This is a genomic window from Aeromonas sp. 9A, from assembly GCF_963900955.1.
GTDB classification, from domain to species: domain Bacteria; phylum Pseudomonadota; class Gammaproteobacteria; order Enterobacterales; family Aeromonadaceae; genus Aeromonas; species Aeromonas salmonicida.
Map to the genome: position 1 here is coordinate 4518255 of NZ_CAWRFG010000001.1, position 19310 is coordinate 4537564.

Below are 19310 nucleotides of genomic sequence, written 5' to 3' on the forward strand. Positions count from 1 at the left end.
CAAGCTCAAGCCACGACACGCACTTTTTAAACATAAAAAAAACGGCGCCCGCCCCTGCCGGATTACCCGGGCAAGAGGCGAGCGCCGATGCATGGCTTGTTAGCGCTAGAACAGAGGGCGATTAGATGCCGTACTGGGCGCGATAAGCCTGCATGGCCACAAGTTGGGCTGCCAGCTCCGGCTGCTCGGCCTGCTTCTCTTCCAGATAGGCGATGAGATCGCTCATCTGGATGATGGCGATAATGTGGGCGCCGTAGTCACGCTCCACTTCCTGAATGGCGGAGAGCTCGCCCTTGCCCTTCTCCTGACGATCCAGCGCGATCAGCACGCCCGCCAGGGAGGCACCGTTGGCCTGGATCAGATCCATGGATTCGCGGATGGCGGTCCCGGCGGTGATGACGTCATCCACCAGCATGATGCGCCCCTTGAGCGGGCTGCCCACCAGATTGCCGCCCTCGCCGTGATCCTTGGCCTCCTTGCGGTTGAAGCACCAGGGCACATCCACATCGTGTTGCTCCACCAGCTGCACAGCGGTGGCGGAGGCGATGGGGATCCCCTTGTAGGCCGGGCCAAACAGCACATCGAACGGGGTGCCGGCATCCATCAGGGCGGCGGCATAGAAGCGGCCGAGGCGGGCCAGATCGCGGCCGCTGTTGAACAGACCGGCGTTGAAGAAGTAGGGGCTTTTACGACCGGATTTCAGGGTAAATTCACCGAATTTGAGGACCTGTTTCTCCAGGGCGAACTCGATAAATTGACGCTGGTAGGCTTTCATTCTGGCTCCTTGCTTGGCTTGTCGTTTACTGGTGTGGGGTATAAAAAAACGCGGTCAATGCCGCGTTTTTCAAAACAGAAATCAGGAGAGTGACTGCTTCTGCAGCGCAATGATCTCTTCAATGCCGCCCTTGGCGAGCCCAAGCATCGCCAGCAGCTCTTCATGGGTGAAGGGCTCGGCCTCTGCAGTGCCCTGCACCTCTATGATGCGACCATCTTCGGTCATCACCACGTTCATGTCGGTCTCGGCGGCGGAGTCTTCGATGTACTCCAGATCGCAGATGGCTTCGCCCTGATACATGCCGACAGAGACGGCGGCGATCATCTGCTTGAGCGGACTCTGCTTGAGCATGCCCTTCTCGACCATCCAGTTCAGCGCATCCACCAGCGCCACGCAGGCACCGGTAATGGAGGCGGTGCGGGTGCCGCCATCGGCTTGCAACACGTCACAGTCAACTGTGATGGAGTGCTCACCCAGTGCGGTCAGGTCTACCGCCGCGCGCAGGGAGCGGGCGATCAGACGGGAAATCTCCAGGGTACGACCACTCTGCTTGCCGGCGGCCGCTTCGCGGTTCATCCGGGAGTGAGTGGAGCGCGGCAGCATGCCGTATTCGGCAGTGACCCAACCCTGACCCTTCCCTTTCAGGAAGCGCGGTACGCTGGTGTCGACGCTGGCGGTGCACAGCACGCGAGTGTTACCGAACTCCACCAGCACTGAGCCTTCTGCATGTTTGGTGAAATTGCGGGTAATGGTAACCGGGCGAAGTTGCGCGGCACTGCGATCGCTTGGACGTGACATGGAACGGACCTCTGGGCTGGCTCAAATTGGCGAAGGAGTATAAGTGATCCAGCCCCAAATATCAGCCGCTAAGAAGCCGTTCATCATCGGTCGTGAGCAGTCATCGCAAGGGTGAGTAACCACGCAGGAACCGGCGTCCATCACCCTCGTTCATGAGCCAGGGCAGCACCGGGCCGGCTCAACACTGTCCCACAAAAGCCGGAACGGGTTCTAAAGCCACGGCTATGGCTGACGGGACAAGTCTGGCTGAGTATACTGGCCGCACACTTCATCAAGCCCGGAACAATCAATGATTCACAGCATGACCGCCTACGCCCGCAAGGAATTCAAGGGCGACTGGGGCACAGCCGTTTGGGAAATTCGTTCGGTCAACCAGCGCTATCTGGAAACCTATATCCGTCTGCCGGAGCAACTGCGCAGCCTGGAGCCGGTGCTGCGTGAGCGTTTCCGTGCCAAGCTGCAGCGCGGCAAGGTGGAGTGCAACCTGCGTTTCGAAGCCGCTCAGGCCGCCGCCAGCCAGCTGCACATCAATGAAGAGCTGGCCAAGCTCATCATCGACAGCGCCAACTGGGTAATGAAAGAAGCGGGCCAGGGCCAGCTCAACCCGGTCGACGTGCTGCGCTGGCCGGGTGTCATGGCCGCCGCCGAACAAGACATGGACGCCGTCGCCACCGAGCTGCTTGGCGGGTTTGACCAGACCATGGAAGACTTTATCGCCTCCCGTGCCAGCGAAGGGGCCAACCTCAAGAACTTGATCCAGCAGCGTCTGGATGGCATCCAGGTGGAAGTGAAGAAGGTGCGCATACACCTGCCGCAGATCATAGAGTGGCAGCGCCAGAAGCTCACCGATCGCCTGACCGAAGCCAAGGTGGAGCTGGATCCGGCCCGTATCGAGCAGGAAATCGTGCTGCTGGCCCAGAAGATCGACGTGGCCGAAGAGCTGGATCGTCTGGAGATGCACATCAGTGAGACCATCAAGATCATGAAGAAGGGTGGCGCCTGTGGCCGTCGTCTCGACTTCATGATGCAGGAGTTCAACCGCGAGTCGAACACGCTCGGTTCGAAATCCATCAACGCCGAGGTGACCCAGTCCGCCGTCGAGCTGAAAGTCCTGATCGAGCAGATGCGCGAGCAAATTCAGAACATCGAATAGTTTTTTCAGCCGCCCAAGGATCTCTTTAAAGCCCCGTATTACCTTGTGAATAGCAGGGTAGATACAGGGCTTTTTTCATTTTACCGGCCACATAGATGGGCCGATGTCGGTGACAACCGGCATGCCGCGCCTGCTTGTTTTGTTCGACGATGATGGCTCCCCGTTCGCCGCCAGGGGTCATGTTGAGGTTGAGGCGAACAGCATGGCGGCCGGGAACATAACTCAACAACTCAGACTCATGTTGCGTAACCGGATACCCGCCTACAGCAGATCTTTCAGCCGGGTTAACAGCGCTTTACGGCTGTTATTCGCCACCACAAATCGCTTAAAGCGCAGGGCAAACGCGGGGCTATCGCCTTTGAGCTGATAGGCTTCGCATAACTGATGCAAAAAGCGTGATGCCGCATCGTAGCCACTGGCACACGTGCGATCCGCTTGCTCTTGTGCTTGCTGCCAAGCGTGTTCGCGCTGATGGTAGATATCCGTCAATGCTTTCTCTTTTTCCGCTTTCTCAATCGCCATTTTCTTTGCGATCGCGTCGGCTTGCGCTTGCTGTAATTGGCGTTGCGCTTGTGCAACGTAAGGCGTAATCACGTCAGGAGTTAACCAATAGTGATAGGCTTCATCCTGGTTGGCCGATTCTTTTCGCGTCATCGCCAAGGCTTGATGACGGGTTAACTGGCCTTGTTCAAACAGCGTGCTTAATAGCGTCTGTTTCTCCGCGTCAGTGAGATGATGGAACCAGCCGTCAAACTGCAACTCGGCCTGTTTGGCTGGGTGACTGGGGTGTGCATTCAGCACCATCGCCAGCGCGTTAACCCAAGCCAAGGGAATATCATAAAGGGTGGCAAAAGCCTGCACCTCCTCACTGAGGTGCTCAAAATCGAAATGAATTAAAGGTACCCCATCAATTTCTTCATTAAATTCGCACTCTTTCAGCCACATAAAATAGACAAGACGCCAATCACCCTGAAGTAAGGCACTGCGCAAAGCGGCTAAGTGTTGGAAAAAGTCGTCAGCATGTTCATCGTCAAAATATTCGCCGTACTCTTCGATAGAAAAAGTCAGCAATTGCCATTCATCGCGTTCATCTGCATGAAGGCCATCGAGCGAAAAGCCAAGTAACGCATCGGGGATCGTGCCGGCAGGCAACTTGATATAAGCATAAATAGAGCCCCAATTGGCATAGTAAAAACCGATGTCGAAATATTTTAACATCAGCTCGACAGGATCGGCCTTCAAGTCACTGTAGGTGTAATAGACCTGAAAAGCGGTCGCGGTAATCTCGGCTCGACTTGAAATGGCTCTGAGTGCCTGGCGGGCGTGAGGGGCTAACTGCCCATCGACACGCTCAAATTTGTAGTATTGATATTCGCTCACGATGACCTTGCTATCGGTTAAGGGTGAATTGAAAGGTTTGCTGTAACAAAGGCTGGATATGAACCCTTCTGGCGACCGGCTCAGCGTTGATATAACGCTTCGGCTCAATCGTCACAAATCCCCAGTATTGTAAAAATCGTTCAATAAACCGTAACTCGATGAGCGTGCCCAAATTGCTTTCCGGTGAGAAGTAATGGTCGGCAGGGATGGCCAAGAGCACATCGGGGAACGCCGTCATCACCTCTTGCACCAACTCGGCGGCACTGTGGTGGTGTTGCAGGCGCCACAGCATAAACACCCAAAACATACGCACATCGACATCGAATGGATATTGGTCAAAATACGCCCAGTTATATTGGCTGACGGCAGCCGCTAGCATAGGTTTAAAAAAGGGCTGTATCCCTGCCGCCTGATACTGTTTCTGCGCTGCTTTTTTCACATGATAACGACCGCTGCGGCGATAAATAATCCCACTGAGTTCGGCTAACACTCTGGTGTAGTGCAGGGCATTGAATTTGTCTTCGTTATTGCCCGCAAACTCGCTGAACCTGATGTCACCTGCGCCCTGCGCCACGGCAAACTCCGGCAATAACGCACAGGCCTGTTTGACTAATTTGGTCGGCAAGTTGCCTTTGCTGGTGGCGTTGAATGACCCGGATTGCGCCATGGCCTCATCAAGCATGAGGCCTAGATAGCGCATCACCGGGCTGGCAGCAAGATGTTCTGGCGTGCTGATGGTGAGCCACTGTAATTGATCGAACGGTGCATAAAGCCAATTGGCCATTTGGGTCGGCGTCACCCCACAAAAATCGGGATGCGGTTGGTTATTACAATCCGCCATTTTGTGCTGTAACGCCACATTGAGTTCCGCCAGGCTCAAATGTGGGTTCATGGCCAACATGGCGGCGACCTCATCCTGCACGTCGGCATGCAGCTTGCCCTCGCGGGTCATACAACAACGTTTAAATTTTTTACCGCTACCACAGGGGCAAGGATCGTTACGACTGGGTTTCATCATCAATGCCTCTTATCATCGGGCGAATGCCGCAAGCGACTTATCAGGACAGGGCGCCTGCCACCAGCGACTCGGCCAGGGCAAGCTGGGTCTGCTGGCTGGTTTGCAGGCGGGATTTCAATTGATCGCAGAGGGTCATCAGTTCATCGACTTTGGCAACAATGTCATTTTGGCATGCCATTAAAGGAACCATTACTGGTATTTCCTCCACAACCTTCTTACTTATTTTTGGCATGGTCCCAGATGTTCCTGTCATCCTATCCCACATGAAGCGCCGAGATCTCGGAGATGACAACCATAGAGACAGATATTTTGCACTGACTTTATGATTCACCATAATCTTCATCATCAAGTCAGGATAAATGATTCCATCAACATCACATTCAACTAGGCAGTTAGAGCCGACATAATTTGCAGAATTACCTCGTTGAATTAGAATGTCATTTTTTCGTATGAATAGATGTGATTCTTTTTCAATAGCAATATCAATGTTTTTAATCTCAGTTAAATTTAGGCAGCCATAAGATGTTGCGCCTAATTTCAATACATAAAACCCGGTATCTTCTGTAGTTTCCTTTGGCGAAAAACCATTTCTCGGGCCAAATGAGATACAATTTTTAAGTTTTTCTTCTCTGACATTATTCCCCCAAGAAACCAAAGTACCAGTGACAGCCATTTGCAGGATGGTCTGTTTCAAGGCGTCGATGCTGGCCTCGGTGGTAAAGAGGGTATCGAAGTGAGTGCTTAGCCGCGCCCAGTTTTGCGCTAGTTCGTCGGCATCGGCACAGTCTATCAGCGTAGCAAGCAGGGTCTCCACCAGCGTCTGATGGGCCGCTAGCTGTGATTCGCTGCGCTGCTCCAGCTGGTCGCAGAGGGCCATTAGCTCATCCACTTTGGCGACGATGCGGTGTTGTTCATCTATGGAGGGAATTCCAATTGGGATCAGTTCCAAAGTGCCTTGACTTAATGCAGGGACAGATGTTCCGACTTGATACTTGGCCATATCAATAGATGTTAAAAGAAAGAATAAATAATCGGATGCTACTTCACTATAAGGAGTAATGCCCAAACAATTGTTATCTATTGCTGTTGCCTTGGATATTATTCTTCTTTTATTTGTTGCAATTGCCCCGCCAATCTTTGGGAATATAACGGCGCCAGCTTTGTGTAAATTTAACTTTATTCTACGTGCAGTATCTTCACTGACCGTATTCATGGTTTTCAAAATGAATCTTTCGTTTCCATCAAGATTCATATCGCTAACCTTGCAAAAAAGAATTTCTAAATCTTCAAGGCCCTGCTCATTGGTAGGAAATCCGTTTCCAGTAGCCCATATACCTATCTCTCCCAAACGGGTAATTACCCACCCTTTTGGCAGTTCAAACGGCTTATCTTGCTCACTAACTTTCGGTAATGCCTTGGGCTTTTTAATTTTGCCCTCTTTGACCAGCCGCACCTTTTCGGCTGCAATCCGTTCCAACAGCACGGAGGCCGGTTCATCGCTCGGGTCTTGCGGTACCAGTTTGCCGCGCACCGCCAACTCCAGGATCAGCTCACGCAGCTTTTTGATACCAGTAAGTTCCAGCTTGCTGCTCGCGCCGCGCCCGGCACTGCTTTTCGGGCGCACCGTCGCACTCCAGAGATCCAGGTGGTCGGTAATCAGATTCTCGATTGCCATTATGCCTGCCCCTCTTGCTTGACCGCACCTTTGCCCAAGGCGTCACCCAGAATGGCTTTTAGCTGGTCACGCAGGGTCTGGATTTCAGCCTGCTCTGTGGCATAGCGCGCCAGCAGCTCGTCGGGGTCATGGCTTATCTGCTCGCCGACATGGGGATTTTTGATATCGAGATTAAAGTTGCGCTCGATGATGGTGTCGATACTGGCCTTCCAGGCTTGTTCGTTCTCTACCCGGGCAGCAAAACCGTCAGCCTCATCCCCCCACCAGGCAATCTCGGCCTCAAACTCCTCGAACTTCATCGGCTTGGTTTTGCTGTAGTTCTTCACGCCAGCCGGATAGGGGTGCTCGTAGAACCAGACATCCTTGGTGGGCTGACCCTTGGAGAAGAACAGGATATTGGTCTTGATGCCGGTATAGGGGGCAAACACGCCGTTGGGCAGCCGCACTATGGTGTGCAGGTTGCACTCGCTGGTGAGCAGTTGCTTGATCTTGGTTTTGACCCCTTCGCCAAACAGGGTGCCGTCAGGCAGCACCACGGCGGCGCGACCGCCCTTTTTCAGTACTTCGATGATGAGTTGCAGGAACAGGTCGGCGGTTTCACGGGTGCGCAGATCGGCGGGGAAGTTCTGCTCGATGCCATCCTCTTCGGTGCCGCCAAAAGGCGGGTTGGTGAGGATCACGTCGATATCGCTATCCCAGCTCGACAGCGGCTTGTCGAGGGTGTTGCCGTGGCGGATCTGCACCGGCACCTCGATGCCGTGCAGCAGCATGTTGGTGGTGCAAAGGAGGTGCGGCAGCTGCTTCTTCTCGACCCCCAGGATCTGCTGCTGCAGGGTCTGATGGTCGGCAGCGGTCTCGACATAGTGCTCTTTGACATGATCAAACGCGCAAGCGAGGAAGCCGCCGGTGCCGCAGGCCGGGTCCATGATCCGCTCGCCGAGTTTGGGGTCGATGCGGTTGACCATAAAGCGGGTGACGGCGCGGGGGGTGTAGAACTCACCCGCATTACCGGCGCTCTGCAGGTCGCGCAGGATCTGCTCGTAGATGTCGCCAAACAGGTGGCGTTCGCTGCTGTCGGTAAAGTCGATCTCGTTGAGCTTGTTGATCACCTGCTTGAGCAGGGTGCCGTTCTTCATGTAGTTAAAGGCATCGCTGAACGCCTCTTTCACCACATAACCACGGGGGTTGAGACTGATATTGGCAGGCTGGTTTTTCAGGCTGTCGAACAGATCGTTGTTGACGAAATCGAGCAGGGCATCACCGGTCAGCCCTTCGCTATCGGCCGCCCAGTTGCGCCACAGGAAGCGCTCGGGAATGGGGCAGCGATAGTTATCCTGCTCAAACTCCAGCTCCTCTTCCTGGGCGTCGAACACTTTCAAAAACAGCAGCCATGAGAGCTGGCCGAGACGCTGGGCATCACCGTCGATACCGGCGTCCTTGCGCATGATGTCCTGAATGGATTTGATGACTGAGCTGATGGATGACATGAGAATCTCTGCTTTTTACAAAAATGGTGACGAATACAGGGGCGAATGCGTCAGGAGTATCGATAAAACAAGCGGCCATCATTGGAATGGCCGCATGGTAGTTCAGAAGCAGTCAGGTCGTCAGGCGCTCTGCTGCTCGCGATCAGTGTGGCGATAGATCTCTTGCTCCAGTTCGGTGATGGCCTGCTCGAACTGTTTGGCGCCACCAAAGCCCTTCTTGGCCAACTCCAGCGGGCGACCCAACTCGGTAAAGGGGGCCACTTTTAGCGCATCCTTGGTCTCAATCTCGGTCACCCCCTGATCGGCATACTTGTCGAGCAGACTGGTCAGCACCTGCTGGGCGGTGTCGTTGTACTTGGTGAAGTAGTTGCGCTTTTTGACGTTGTTGGCCCGCTCGCGCCGGGTCAGTGGCGGCTGATCGTATACCACGTGGCAGATAAGGTCGAACGGGTCGAGATCCTTACCCACTTCCTGCTCCAACACCTCCCACAGCACGCCCGCCTGCGCCAATTCATCCATGATGGCTTGCTTGCGTTCGGCGGCTTGCCAGCGTTTGGTGAAGGCATCGAGGGTGGCAAACTCTTTGAGCAGGGTCTTCTTGGTGTAGTCCTTGAAGGATTCGGTCACCAACTTGCCATCGGCATCGTAATACTGCACCCGCTCGGCGATGACGCTGACCGCCACGCCGTTGACATAATACTTGCTGACCCCGGGCTCGGGGCCACCCAGCGGGCCTGCGCCCTGACTCCCTGCGCCACTGTGGCCACCGTCACTACCGGTTGTGTAACTGCCGGGTTGTTCATCAACCCCGGGGGCAAACGGATCGTCATTATCGCCGGGTTCATCGGCTGGCAGTGGATCGGCGCCGTCGATGAGATCGCCCAGACCATCATCCGGGTTGTTGATGTCTGCCGGTTTGACCACCATGACGCGCTCCGGCTCGCCGTCGAAACGGGGATCGGCAAACAGCTCGGTGGCCTTCTTGAAGTCGAGAATGGTAAACCAGAGCTTGCCGTACTTGTCGTCGATACGGGTGCCACGGCCGATGATCTGCTTGAACTTGGTCATGGACTGGATGTTTTGGTCCAGCACCACCAGCTTGCAGGTCTTGGCATCAACGCCAGTGGTCATCAGCTCGGAAGTGGTGGCGATGACTGGGTAGGGCTTTTTCGGGTTGATGAAGTTGTCGAGCTGGGCCTTGCCAAGGTCATCATCGCCGGTGATTTTCATCACATAGCGGTCATCTTTCAGCATCTGCTCGGGGTTGAGGTTTGCCAGCGCCCGTCGCATCCGGTCGGCATGATCGATGTCGTTGCAGAACACGATGGTCTTGGCCATCGGGTCGGTTTTCTTGAGGTAGTTGGTGATGGTTTCGGCCACTAGCTGGGTACGCTCGTCGATCACCAGAGTGCGGTCGAAATCCTTCTGGTTATAGATACGGTCTTCAATCAGGTTGCCCTGTTTGTCCATCTGCCCTTTGGTGGGACGCCACCCCTGCAGATCCACATCGATATCGACCCGCACCACCTTGTAGGGGGCAAGAAAACCATCTTCAATCCCCTCTTTCAGGGAGTAGGTATAGACAGGGTCACCGAAGTAATCGGTGCTGGAGACTGTTTCGGTCTCTTTGGGTGTGGCGGTGAGACCAATCTGGGTGGCCGATGAGAAGTATTCGAGGATCTCGCGCCAGGCGCTGTCTTCGGCGGCGCTGCCCCGGTGACATTCATCCACCACGATCAGGTCGAAGAAGTCGGGTGAGACCTGCTTAAAGGCTTTCTGTGACTCTTCTGGCCCGGTGAGCGCCTGATAGAGAGCAAGGTGGATCTCATAGGCGGGATCGACAGTGCGTCCGGTGACCTTGGTCATGGCCGGGCCAAAGGGCTGAAAGTCATTGATCTTGGTCTGATCCACCAGAATGTTGCGATCGGCGAGAAACAGGATGCGCTTCTTGGCCCCCGCCTTCCACAAACGCCAGATGATCTGGAACGCTGTGTAAGTCTTGCCGGTGCCGGTGGCCATCACCAGCAATACCCGATCCTCACCTTTCGAGATGGCTGCTACGGTCTTGTTGATGGCTTGCAGCTGGTAGTAGCGGGGAGATTTGCCACTGCCATCCGAGTAGTAGTCCTGACTGATGACAGGCAGCTGAGCCTGGGTGTAGCCCTTCCAGGTGCAGAGTTTGTCCCAGAGCTGGCCCGGGCTGGGGAAGTCCTCCAGCGCGATCTCGGATTCCAGCTTGGCCGGATTGGTCTTGTCATGAAACACGAAGCCATCGCCGTTACTGGCAAACACGAACGGCACATCCAGCAGACGGGCATAATCGAGCCCTTGCTGCATCCCCTTGCCAATTTCATGCTTGTTGGCTTTGGCCTCGATCACCGCCAGTGGCAAGCCCATCTTGTGATAGAGCACGATATCGGCCGATTTGACCTTTTTACGTGCCGCCATCTGGCCGCGCACCACCACTTTGCCATCCCGCAGCTTCACCTCCTGGCGGACCTGGGTCAGGTCATCCCACCCCGCCACCTTGATGGCAGGCAGCAGGTATTTGGAGATGATGTCGGCTTCGGTGAGGGTTGCTTTGTTGATCTCGGCCATGAGCACTCTTCCGGTCGGGGGACAATATTGCTCAAGATTCTCTCATAAAATCAGCCGAGTTTTGTTGATTTCAGACTCATAAAGCAACATGGAGGGCTGCTCTTGATAGCGTACCTTCTGGCCAAGGATACGTCTGGCAATCGCATAACTAGGTCGTAGTGAATGCTTGTTGAAGGGCATACCTTTTTGGAACCATCGCACGGCATCAAAACACGACCTTTCGGTAGCCTTTTGATCCGACGGAACACACTTCAAGTCTGCGCCTTCACCAATAGATCACTTTTGAGTTGTCTTTGAACGCTTGATACAGACCACCCACATACTTCAGTCAGGATCGGTAGGTTTGCTGCACGATAATGCGTAGCGTCCATCACAATCCTGGCATAGCGACCAGCTGTTCACGTTTGCAGAGCAAGGTCTCGACTGGTTGGCTGCCCATATTGATTGAAACTTCGACGTCATATCTCCGTTTACCGTTCTCTTACCCGCTATAGGGGATAAGTGTTAAATTCCGCCTATAGCGTGTAAGTTATATTTACCTCCTATAACAGGTAAATATTGATATACCTGTCATAGCGTGTAAATTGGAAGAAGGCACGCGACCAGGTAGTCGAATCATGAAAGTAACCAGCGCCAAGCAGCTGAGCGCCTGTATCAAGGATGCCAGGCTTTCGCAAAAGCTCTCCCAGGGTAAAGTGGCCGAGAAAGTGGGAATTAGGCAAGACACAGTCTCCAGCTGCGAGCTCAACCCTGAGTCCACCAAGCTGGAGACCCTGTTCAAGATCCTCGCGGCACTCGAATTGTCACTGGACATCAAACCCCGCAATGAGTCATCCGATAGCCCTGCGTCAGGCTGGAAGGAGGAGTGGTAATGGCCCATCTGGCTGTCTACATGAACGGCTATCGGGTAGGCACATTCACCAAAACTACCAGTGGTGCCCATCAGTTTCAGTACCATGAGTCGTGGCTAGCACAACCGGGCAGCCGTCCGATCTCACTCTCCATGCCATTGCGCCATCAGGCCTACCGGGGCGATGAAGCCTATAACTTCTTCGATAACCTGCTGCCAGATAATACGGAGGTGAGGAACAGGGTTGTAGCACGCTATCAAGCGGCATCAACCCAGCCCTTCGATCTGCTCAGTTGCATTGGCCAGGATAGCGTAGGGGCATTACAGCTGGTTACTGAAGGGCACGATGTTCCAGATGTCAGGCGAATCGACTACAAGGCACTTTCCGATGACGAACTGGAGCAGATCCTAACCAGCTACAAATCAGGAATCCCTTTGGGGATGGTCAGGGAGCAAGAGGAGTTCCGGATCTCCATCGCCGGGGCGCAAGAAAAAACAGCACTGCTCTATCTCGATGGCCGTTGGTACTTGCCACTCAACGCAACACCGACAACCCACATTATCAAACTCCCCATCGGCAAGATTGAAAGCCACTCCTACTCGATAGACCTCTCCCAGAGCGTAGAAAACGAATATATCTGCACTCTGATTGCCAAGGAGTTTGGTCTACCCGTACCTCACTGCTTCATGATGCAGGTTGGCCAAGTCAAAGCACTTGCTGTGGAACGCTTTGACAGACGTTACGCTGCCGATCGCAGTTGGATCATGCGGCTTCCTCAAGAGGATTTCTGTCAGGTATTGAATGTTCCGTCAGCACGAAAGTACGAGAGCCATGGAGGACCGGGGATCACTGACATCATGAAAACCTTGCTGGGCTCTGCGACACCAGAACCGGATCGCTACCTGTTGATGAAATCTCAGGTGCTGTTCTGGCTGCTGGCGGCCACCGATGGCCATGCCAAGAACTTCTCGGTCTTTATTGAACCGGAAGGGCGTTTTCGCCTGACCCCATTTTACGACATCCTCTCTATGTATCCCGCGTTTGGTGGTCGAGGTCTACACCCACGCGATGCAAAGCTGGCCATGGGCCTGACCGCGACCAAGGGCAAGAAATATGCGATAGAGCAGATATTTCCTCGCCATTTCTATCAGACAGCCAAAGCGGTGGGATTTGAAAAGGTGCAAATGGAAATGATCCTAAACGAAATGGCAAGCAGGGTGGATGAAGTGATCTTGGCCGTCCGTCAGCAGTTACCAGAGACATTTCCCGCCCAGATTGCGGACTCGATTCTGGATGGGCTCAGTACCAGAGCGCAGCGTTTAACACGGTAGTCAACCAAGTGAAATGAATCCTGGCCAGAGACAAAACATAAGCACCAACCATTACCACCTCACATCCAGGCCCAGTTTTCCCTGTTTCCCACTTTTCCCACCTCCACTTGGCCAGCGCGGGGATGGTTCAGCATAAACAGGGGGCTATGACCATTGTCTGGGTAGTACTTTGGGTAGTTTTTTCTAAAAAAATAAGAAAAATCACATCATACCTATGATTTTTATAGCCATTTACAGTTAGTCATACAATCAGATCCAGAGTATAGAGTGATGGATGCAAGAAGCCCGTCAGCGACGGGCTTCTACTTTGTGTTCGCACCACACCACCATTGGCTTGAGCCAGATCAGATTTTCACTCAGCGCCGACAGCATCTGACTCGCTTGTGCGGTATGCTGGCACGCTGATGATCAACAACGACCTCTATTGAGGCCTGCCTTATGAAATACCTTGTAGTTCAAACCAAACAGATAGGGGATGTGCTGATCTCCACCGCGCTGTGCAACAACCTCAAGCAGAACGATCCAACCGGGGAAGTTCACTATCTGGTCATGGATTATTGCGCGGGTATGGCGCAGGGCAATCCCAATATCGCTCGACTCATCGTCATCGAGAAAGCCAGACGCAACGACTGGCGTTACATGAAGGACCTGCTGCTGGATATCCGCCGCGAAAACTATGACGTGGTGGTCAACAGCCAGGGCCAGATGATCGGCCTGCTGACTTGCCTCTTCTCCGGTGCCAGATTGCGGATAGGATTTGACTCCTTCCCCTGGCGACTCGGCCACAACCGCATGGTGCGCTTTCGCAAAGACACAGAATTCCAGGGCAACAGCACCCTAGTTGACGACAGGTTCTCGCTGCTAAAACCCCTCAACCTTGCCAGAGAAGATCGCAATTACCATCTCTGGCTGAGTGAGGAAGAAAAACAGCAGGGACGTGAAACCTTGCAGGCGGCCGGCGTCGATCCCGCGCGACTCTTGATCGCCATGGGGGTCAACTCGCTGGGGCACTACAAGCGCTGGCCCATCGACTGCTTCGCCCAGGTTGCCCAATGGCTCATCGAACAGCACAACGCCCAGATCCTGATCTACTGCGGGCCGGGAGAAGAAGAGTACAACCGCAGCCTCAAACCGCTGCTGTCAACCGAGCTGCAGGCCAGCGTGTTTGACCACATCAAGACCCGCTCGGTGCGGGAACTGGTGGGTCTGTTCGCCCATTGTCAGCTGTTTGTCGGCAACGATACAGGCCCGCGCCACATGGCCCAGGCCATCGACCTGCCCCTGCTGACCATAGTCGCCCCGGGCGGCGACAAGATCATCGCCAACCCGGTCAACCACCCCCGTTATCAAGCCATCGATATCTTCGATGCCAAGGGGGCAGAAACTGACCAGCTATCAGCACTGAATAAAAATGGCACGAATGAACAACTCTATCGCCTCATTACTCCCGAGATGGTGACGGAAAGACTGAGTACACTTATTGCTCAACTGAAAGCAACATAGAAAGCGCGTCAGATATTGCATGACTTTCTACATTGTTCATATCCGCATTGATGCCTGGAGAGTGGCTAAATATCACCTTGGTTAAGGGTGAGGGACTTGGTAGCCATTGATTGAACTCATTCCCATGTAGTGGGTAAATAGCGATCAGTGGTTTTTTGAGTCCAGCTGCGATATGAACGATGGCAGTATCGACCGAAATGACCACGCTGGCTTCCCGAATGCAATAAATTGCATCCTCAATTGTATTCACCCCTTCCAGTAGCACCACATTGTTTGCACCACAACCATTTATCATTTTCTGTGCATCCTCACGAGTGGCAGGTGAGGAAAGTAGAGCAAAATGACGAGTGGGGAAACACTGACCCAAAACAGTCAGCAATTCCGTTACCTTTCCTTGTGACATGGACTTGTAACGCGTGCTACCAAAAGGATTGATAACAATACTATTGCCGCAGCCAGATATAACCTTGTCTCTAGCAACATCGGGGATGATATATGTAGTATCTACATCCATTAACCCTAACATGTTCAATATATATGTATACTTCTCTTGAAATAGCATGCCCTTGGTAGTATCAGAGAGCTTTATATTTACCCGTGCGACATTATCATCCAGCGATGCGATATTGGTTGGCGATAACTTATACAAAAAGTATAAGTCTTTCATCTTCATCCCTTCGGTGAGATGTATTGCCAGATCCACATGAGGAATTGACAAGGCTATATCGCAAAGAGTTTTGTAACTTGGCCTTTTAGTTACTTCTATCACATGGTCAACACCAAACTCCTCTCGATACAAAGGTGCCAAGGCAGGGGAGGTAATAACAGTAATGAATTTATTAGGCAGCTTTTTCAGCTCTCGGAAGAAAAATGATGAGGCAAATGAATCGCCTATCTTGGCATCCCAACGAATCACTAAAATATGACTTATGTCTCCTTGCAAGCCAAGAGGAGTCTTCTTGTCAAAAAAAAGAATTCCCAAGGCCCGACGAATCCGGTCGCGTAATAGCTGCAGATATCCAATCACGATTCGACCTCTCGGTTAGCCAGATGAGGACCATAGTTGCGATCATCGATCGTCGTCTCAAACAACCCTACATCCATGCAGCTCGGCTCAACTCCAGATGCAGTCAGTCCATTCAATTGCAACCGCCCGGTCAGATAATCAGATGGCATTCTGATTGGATATGCCTTGCTTAATAATTTTTTAGCACCAGACAATGTCAATATATAACCAGCAGTAGAGATTATTCCACGTTTAGAGCTACGACTTGGGGTGCGATATCTTGCAAGACGATATCCCTCGGGCAAAGGCTTCATCCATGGCCAACATTTGGCTTTGCCATGATACAGGAAAATAATCTCAGAATGACTCTTTGCAATGGCGCTCTCCATAATCGCGTTGAAGTGCATATGGAGATATATATCATCCTCCAGCACCACACAACGCTCTATGTTTTTTTCCACCATCATCTCATACAACCTGATATGACTCATGGCGCAGCCTACTTCACCCATGCTGAGATCGTGACCACACGTCTCACGGGCAAGGGGAAAGTCAACATGCTGCAACTCAGCATCACTCAAAGATTTACCATCGACTGCATCGAAAAATGTAAATTCAAGGCCAAGATGCTTCATCTGTTTAATAAGCATTGCTCGCCGATCTTGACTTCGAGAAAGACTAATGACAAATATCGGAATCATAATGCGCTCTCATTTACTTCTATTTCAGATGAATACCAAACAAATATCATACTCAAGACATATAAATATAATACATTTTGATGTTCAAATGGAACGTCACTCAGTCCATTGATAGCAAATGTTAACGGGATAAAAACACCCGCTGACATCCACCCCATATTCTTTATGGCTAATCCTATTGGATAAAATAAAAAGACTGCTAGAGCAAAAAAACCAACGCTACCGCGAATAACCATATTCTGCATATACTGGTTATGAGCATGAGCCAGAGCAGGGTGAAGAATAAGGGGAGAAACTAGTTTTTTTGCAGCCTGTTCCTGTTTCAAGCTATCAAAACCGCGGGTTCCCACTCCAAAGACGGGAGCATCAACAAACCCCAACCAAGCACTCTGCCATGCCACGACCCTAAGCCCCCATGAAGAATCATACGACCCTTTATCCATTTTCTGCATGTCGGACACCGCAGCCGCTACCCGTTTCTGGATCAACTGATTGCTATGATACGTTGCTCCCAGAGCAACCGTGCATAACACGGCAATCGCAGCGTATTTCCAAGGCTTGAAACACCCCTTATAGCAGATGATATACACGACAACACCACCGAGAGCCAGCCAGACACCACGACTCTGGGACAGGTAGAGAGCAAACAGGGCCGCCACCAAAGCGACCAAGGCGCCATACCTTATCCAGCTCAACAGTTGTCTCTGCTGGAACACAAACCAGTTCAATATCGCCAGTGTCAATGCAGCCTGCGAAAAGAGAATGGCATTGGTAAATCCTTCAACTCTGACAATACCACTCTGATATTGCCAGAGGCTCATAATACCCAAGCCAATACCCCCAGTGACAATCGCAGCATAGCCCAGTGTCAACAGAGCTGGCTTGCGTGGTATCAGCAACGCAAACACGACAACATAGAATAAACCACGCATCACACCATATTGATCACCATGGATCAGCCGGTTTACAAAAATCATGGCTGCATAGGCTGCCAATACCCAGAGAATACGCCGGTCCTCAAGCCCGACGTTTCGCTTTTTACCAAAAAAGTAATTTAGCAGACCAAATACGGATGCCACGACGAGTAGATTGGCAAGAATTGTCTGGCCGGCTGGCACCAAAAAAAGGCCGCAAAATGAAAACATAATCACCAGCGCAAACAAGGCTGTCGTAGCTTTGTCGAGCAGTTCAAGGCTTCTAATGGACATCAATTATTATTTCCTGAATACGTAGTTACCCCGAATCTTCCGCCACAGGCCAAAAACATCGGTACGAGGGAAAATGGCGATGCGACGGATCCGATAGGGATCCTGATGCATGGCTCGGGGACCACTGTTGGTGGCTACGGCAAAGCGGTAACCAGCGGCCTGTGCCTGCTCCTTGGCGCTATCATCCATGTCCCCATAAGGGTAAGCAAACGACAGCAGCGAATAGCCAAGCAATGCTTCCAACTGTCGTTTATTTTCTCTTATTTCATGGGCTTGTTGCTCTGGGGGGAGCTTGCTCAGCCGTGGATGGGTCAGGGTATGGCCCCCAATCTCCACATGGCCGGAGGCCACCAGTGCTTTTATCTGCTCCCCATTCATCAGGGAAATCTGGGTATCCGGGTTGGTGGGGTGTTCCACGTCCCAGCGATTATGCTCCTCTCCCGTCACCACATATACCACGGCTTTGTACCCGTATTTTTCAAGCAATGGCAGCATGCGGGTCAGGTTGTCCTGGTAGCCGTCATCGGCGGTGATCATCAGGTACTTCTTGCCATATTCCAGGCGATGAATGAAGCCCCTGTCAGCCAGATCGCGGAAGGTCAGCGTCTCGTAGCCCAACCATTTCAGCAAGCGCAGATGCTTCTCAAACATGGCAATCGGCATCCAGGTACCATGCACCCCCTTCTCGCTGTCGTGCTCGATAAAGCGGTGATACATGACGACAGGCATCTCCCGGCGCAGGGTTTCCACCACTGCATCCTGATAGACAGACTCCAGCACGGATACTACCCCTTGCAAGCCATACTCAGCCTGAATGCGCTGGCAAATAACGTCCGGCACAGTCCTGCTGGCCAACGCAGGCAGAATTTGCGCCTTCAAGGCAGCGAAGTCGATCGCCAGATCCTGCGGTCCTATATCGCCAAAGTTGCTGGCCAGCGCCTCCGCCAGATTCTGTTCAGTCACCAGTCCAATAGCCTTGGCCTCGCCGATGGCAAACGCAGGACGGCCGCACAGCAGTGCCTCCATTGCGACCCTACCGGCCCCGATCACCAGATCGCAGCCCGCCAGCAAGGCAGGGACATCATCCACATAACCGACAAAATCGACCTGGTTCTGGAAGCGACAGAAACGCTCGGGCACCTGACTGCCGCTCACCACACGAACCTGACAAGTGTCCAGATCAAGCACCTCATCCAGCAGGCGATAACAGAGCTCGCCCTTGGGGCCACTCAGACGACCTATGATGGCGATCACCGGCTTGGGGTTATCCGGCGCCAACACGGGCTGAAACTTGTCGGTCTCGATACCGTTGCGCAGTACCTGCACTATGGCCGGATCCACCCCCAGATTGTCGACAATCTGATGGGCAATATCCTCACAAACGGCAACGGCCCGATAGCCAAGGGCATGGAACGCCTTGCGGGAGGCGTGTACCGGCTGACGTCCATGTACCGTGGTGATCATAGGAGTACCGGTCAGTTTGCAGGCCACATAGCTGCTCCAGCCGGAGGCTCGGGAGTGGGCATGTACCAACTGAATATGGTGCTTCTTGATGAGGTAGATGAGGTAAAACACATGCCAGAAACGGCGCAGTATGCTGCGCTTGTTGAACCTCAGCTTGAACACCGGCCCCAGGGTAGGCTTGGTCAGCGTATCTGAAACGTAAAAAACGTTGTGGCCACGCCGGGTCAGTTCGTTACCGACCGTGGTGGCATAGACCTCAGCTCCCGTCACTTCGAGCTGGGAGAGTGCCATCAATATGTTCATATTTTTCCCACCCACAACGTATTCTATACATCTCTCTACCCTCTCATGAGAGAGCGGTA

General features: G+C 52.9%; 16 protein-coding genes. 4 read left to right on the plus strand and 12 right to left on the minus strand.

Going from position 1 to position 19310, the window contains the following annotated elements; genetic code table 11:
- Nucleotides 1-121 precede the first annotated feature (121 nt).
- Entirely contained in the window at nucleotides 122-775 is a 654-nt protein-coding gene (pyrE, locus tag AACX78_RS20900; RefSeq protein ID WP_159167304.1) for an orotate phosphoribosyltransferase, read from the minus strand.
- A gap of 81 nt (nucleotides 776-856) precedes the next feature.
- The gene (rph, locus tag AACX78_RS20905; protein ID WP_042870411.1) at nucleotides 857-1573 is read right to left on the minus strand and encodes a ribonuclease PH; all 717 of its coding nucleotides are present in this window, start codon (nucleotides 1571-1573) and stop codon (nucleotides 857-859) included.
- 289 nt (nucleotides 1574-1862) lie between these two features.
- Here rph and AACX78_RS20910 point away from each other — a divergent pair, with 289 nt between their 5' ends.
- Nucleotides 1863-2726: a YicC/YloC family endoribonuclease gene (locus AACX78_RS20910; RefSeq protein ID WP_042870412.1), complete on the plus strand. Its 864-nt coding sequence runs from the start codon at nucleotides 1863-1865 to the stop codon at nucleotides 2724-2726.
- A 25-nt stretch (nucleotides 2727-2751) separates the two neighbouring features.
- Here AACX78_RS20910 and AACX78_RS20915 read toward each other — a convergent pair whose 3' ends face one another.
- The 6 genes from AACX78_RS20915 to hsdR form a co-directional block, all read right to left on the minus strand.
- Complete coding sequence (locus tag AACX78_RS20915) at nucleotides 2752-2955, minus strand: hypothetical protein (protein WP_159167305.1); 204 nt, start codon at nucleotides 2953-2955, stop codon at nucleotides 2752-2754.
- A gap of 32 nt (nucleotides 2956-2987) precedes the next feature.
- Complete coding sequence (locus AACX78_RS20920) at nucleotides 2988-4106, minus strand: hypothetical protein (protein ID WP_159167306.1); 1119 nt, start codon at nucleotides 4104-4106, stop codon at nucleotides 2988-2990.
- Between the two features lie 10 nt (nucleotides 4107-4116).
- On the minus strand, nucleotides 4117-5124 hold the full coding sequence (locus AACX78_RS20925) for a YecA family protein (protein ID WP_201302915.1): 1008 nt from the start codon (nucleotides 5122-5124) through the stop codon (nucleotides 4117-4119).
- A gap of 40 nt (nucleotides 5125-5164) precedes the next feature.
- Nucleotides 5165-6799: a restriction endonuclease subunit S gene (locus AACX78_RS20930; protein ID WP_159167307.1), complete on the minus strand. Its 1635-nt coding sequence runs from the start codon at nucleotides 6797-6799 to the stop codon at nucleotides 5165-5167.
- Nucleotides 6799-8286, minus strand: coding sequence for an N-6 DNA methylase (locus AACX78_RS20935; RefSeq protein ID WP_159167308.1), 1488 nt, complete (start codon nucleotides 8284-8286; stop codon nucleotides 6799-6801). The genes AACX78_RS20930 and AACX78_RS20935 overlap by 1 nt, the downstream gene beginning before the upstream one ends.
- Before the next feature lie 120 nt (nucleotides 8287-8406).
- Nucleotides 8407-10884, minus strand: a complete 2478-nt coding sequence (hsdR, locus tag AACX78_RS20940) for an EcoAI/FtnUII family type I restriction enzme subunit R (RefSeq protein ID WP_159167309.1) — start codon at nucleotides 10882-10884, stop codon at nucleotides 8407-8409.
- Nucleotides 10885-11501: 617 nt separating this feature from the next.
- Between hsdR and AACX78_RS20945 the strand changes: the two genes are divergently transcribed.
- The 3 genes from AACX78_RS20945 (at nucleotide 11502) to AACX78_RS20955 (ending at nucleotide 14569) form a co-directional block, all read left to right on the plus strand.
- A complete protein-coding gene (locus AACX78_RS20945; protein WP_159167310.1) occupies nucleotides 11502-11756 on the plus strand; it encodes a helix-turn-helix domain-containing protein in 255 nt (84 codons plus the stop codon).
- Nucleotides 11756-13066 carry a type II toxin-antitoxin system HipA family toxin gene (locus tag AACX78_RS20950; protein ID WP_159167311.1) on the plus strand — a complete coding sequence of 437 codons (1311 nt, stop codon included), beginning with the start codon at nucleotides 11756-11758 and terminating at the stop codon, nucleotides 13064-13066. Before AACX78_RS20945 ends, AACX78_RS20950 begins: the two co-directional genes overlap by 1 nt.
- Before the next feature lie 438 nt (nucleotides 13067-13504).
- Nucleotides 13505-14569 (plus strand): glycosyltransferase family 9 protein, encoded by a 1065-nt coding sequence (locus AACX78_RS20955; protein ID WP_159167312.1) that lies wholly within the window; start codon nucleotides 13505-13507, stop codon nucleotides 14567-14569.
- Here AACX78_RS20955 and AACX78_RS20960 read toward each other — a convergent pair.
- The 4 genes from AACX78_RS20960 to AACX78_RS20975 are packed head-to-tail and all read right to left on the minus strand — an operon-like array spanning nucleotide 14544 to nucleotide 19251.
- Complete coding sequence (locus AACX78_RS20960) at nucleotides 14544-15596, minus strand: glycosyltransferase family 9 protein (RefSeq protein ID WP_159167313.1); 1053 nt, start codon at nucleotides 15594-15596, stop codon at nucleotides 14544-14546. The two genes, AACX78_RS20955 and AACX78_RS20960, sit on opposite strands and share 26 nt — an antisense overlap.
- Complete coding sequence (locus AACX78_RS20965) at nucleotides 15593-16276, minus strand: glycosyltransferase family 25 protein (RefSeq protein ID WP_159167314.1); 684 nt, start codon at nucleotides 16274-16276, stop codon at nucleotides 15593-15595. Before AACX78_RS20965 ends, AACX78_RS20960 begins: the two co-directional genes overlap by 4 nt.
- A complete protein-coding gene (locus AACX78_RS20970; protein WP_159167315.1) occupies nucleotides 16273-17484 on the minus strand; it encodes an O-antigen ligase family protein in 1212 nt (403 codons plus the stop codon). The genes AACX78_RS20965 and AACX78_RS20970 overlap by 4 nt, the downstream gene beginning before the upstream one ends.
- A gap of 6 nt (nucleotides 17485-17490) precedes the next feature.
- Nucleotides 17491-19251 (minus strand): polysaccharide deacetylase family protein, encoded by a 1761-nt coding sequence (locus AACX78_RS20975; protein WP_159167316.1) that lies wholly within the window; start codon nucleotides 19249-19251, stop codon nucleotides 17491-17493.
- Between the last annotated feature and the right edge of the window lie 59 nt (nucleotides 19252-19310).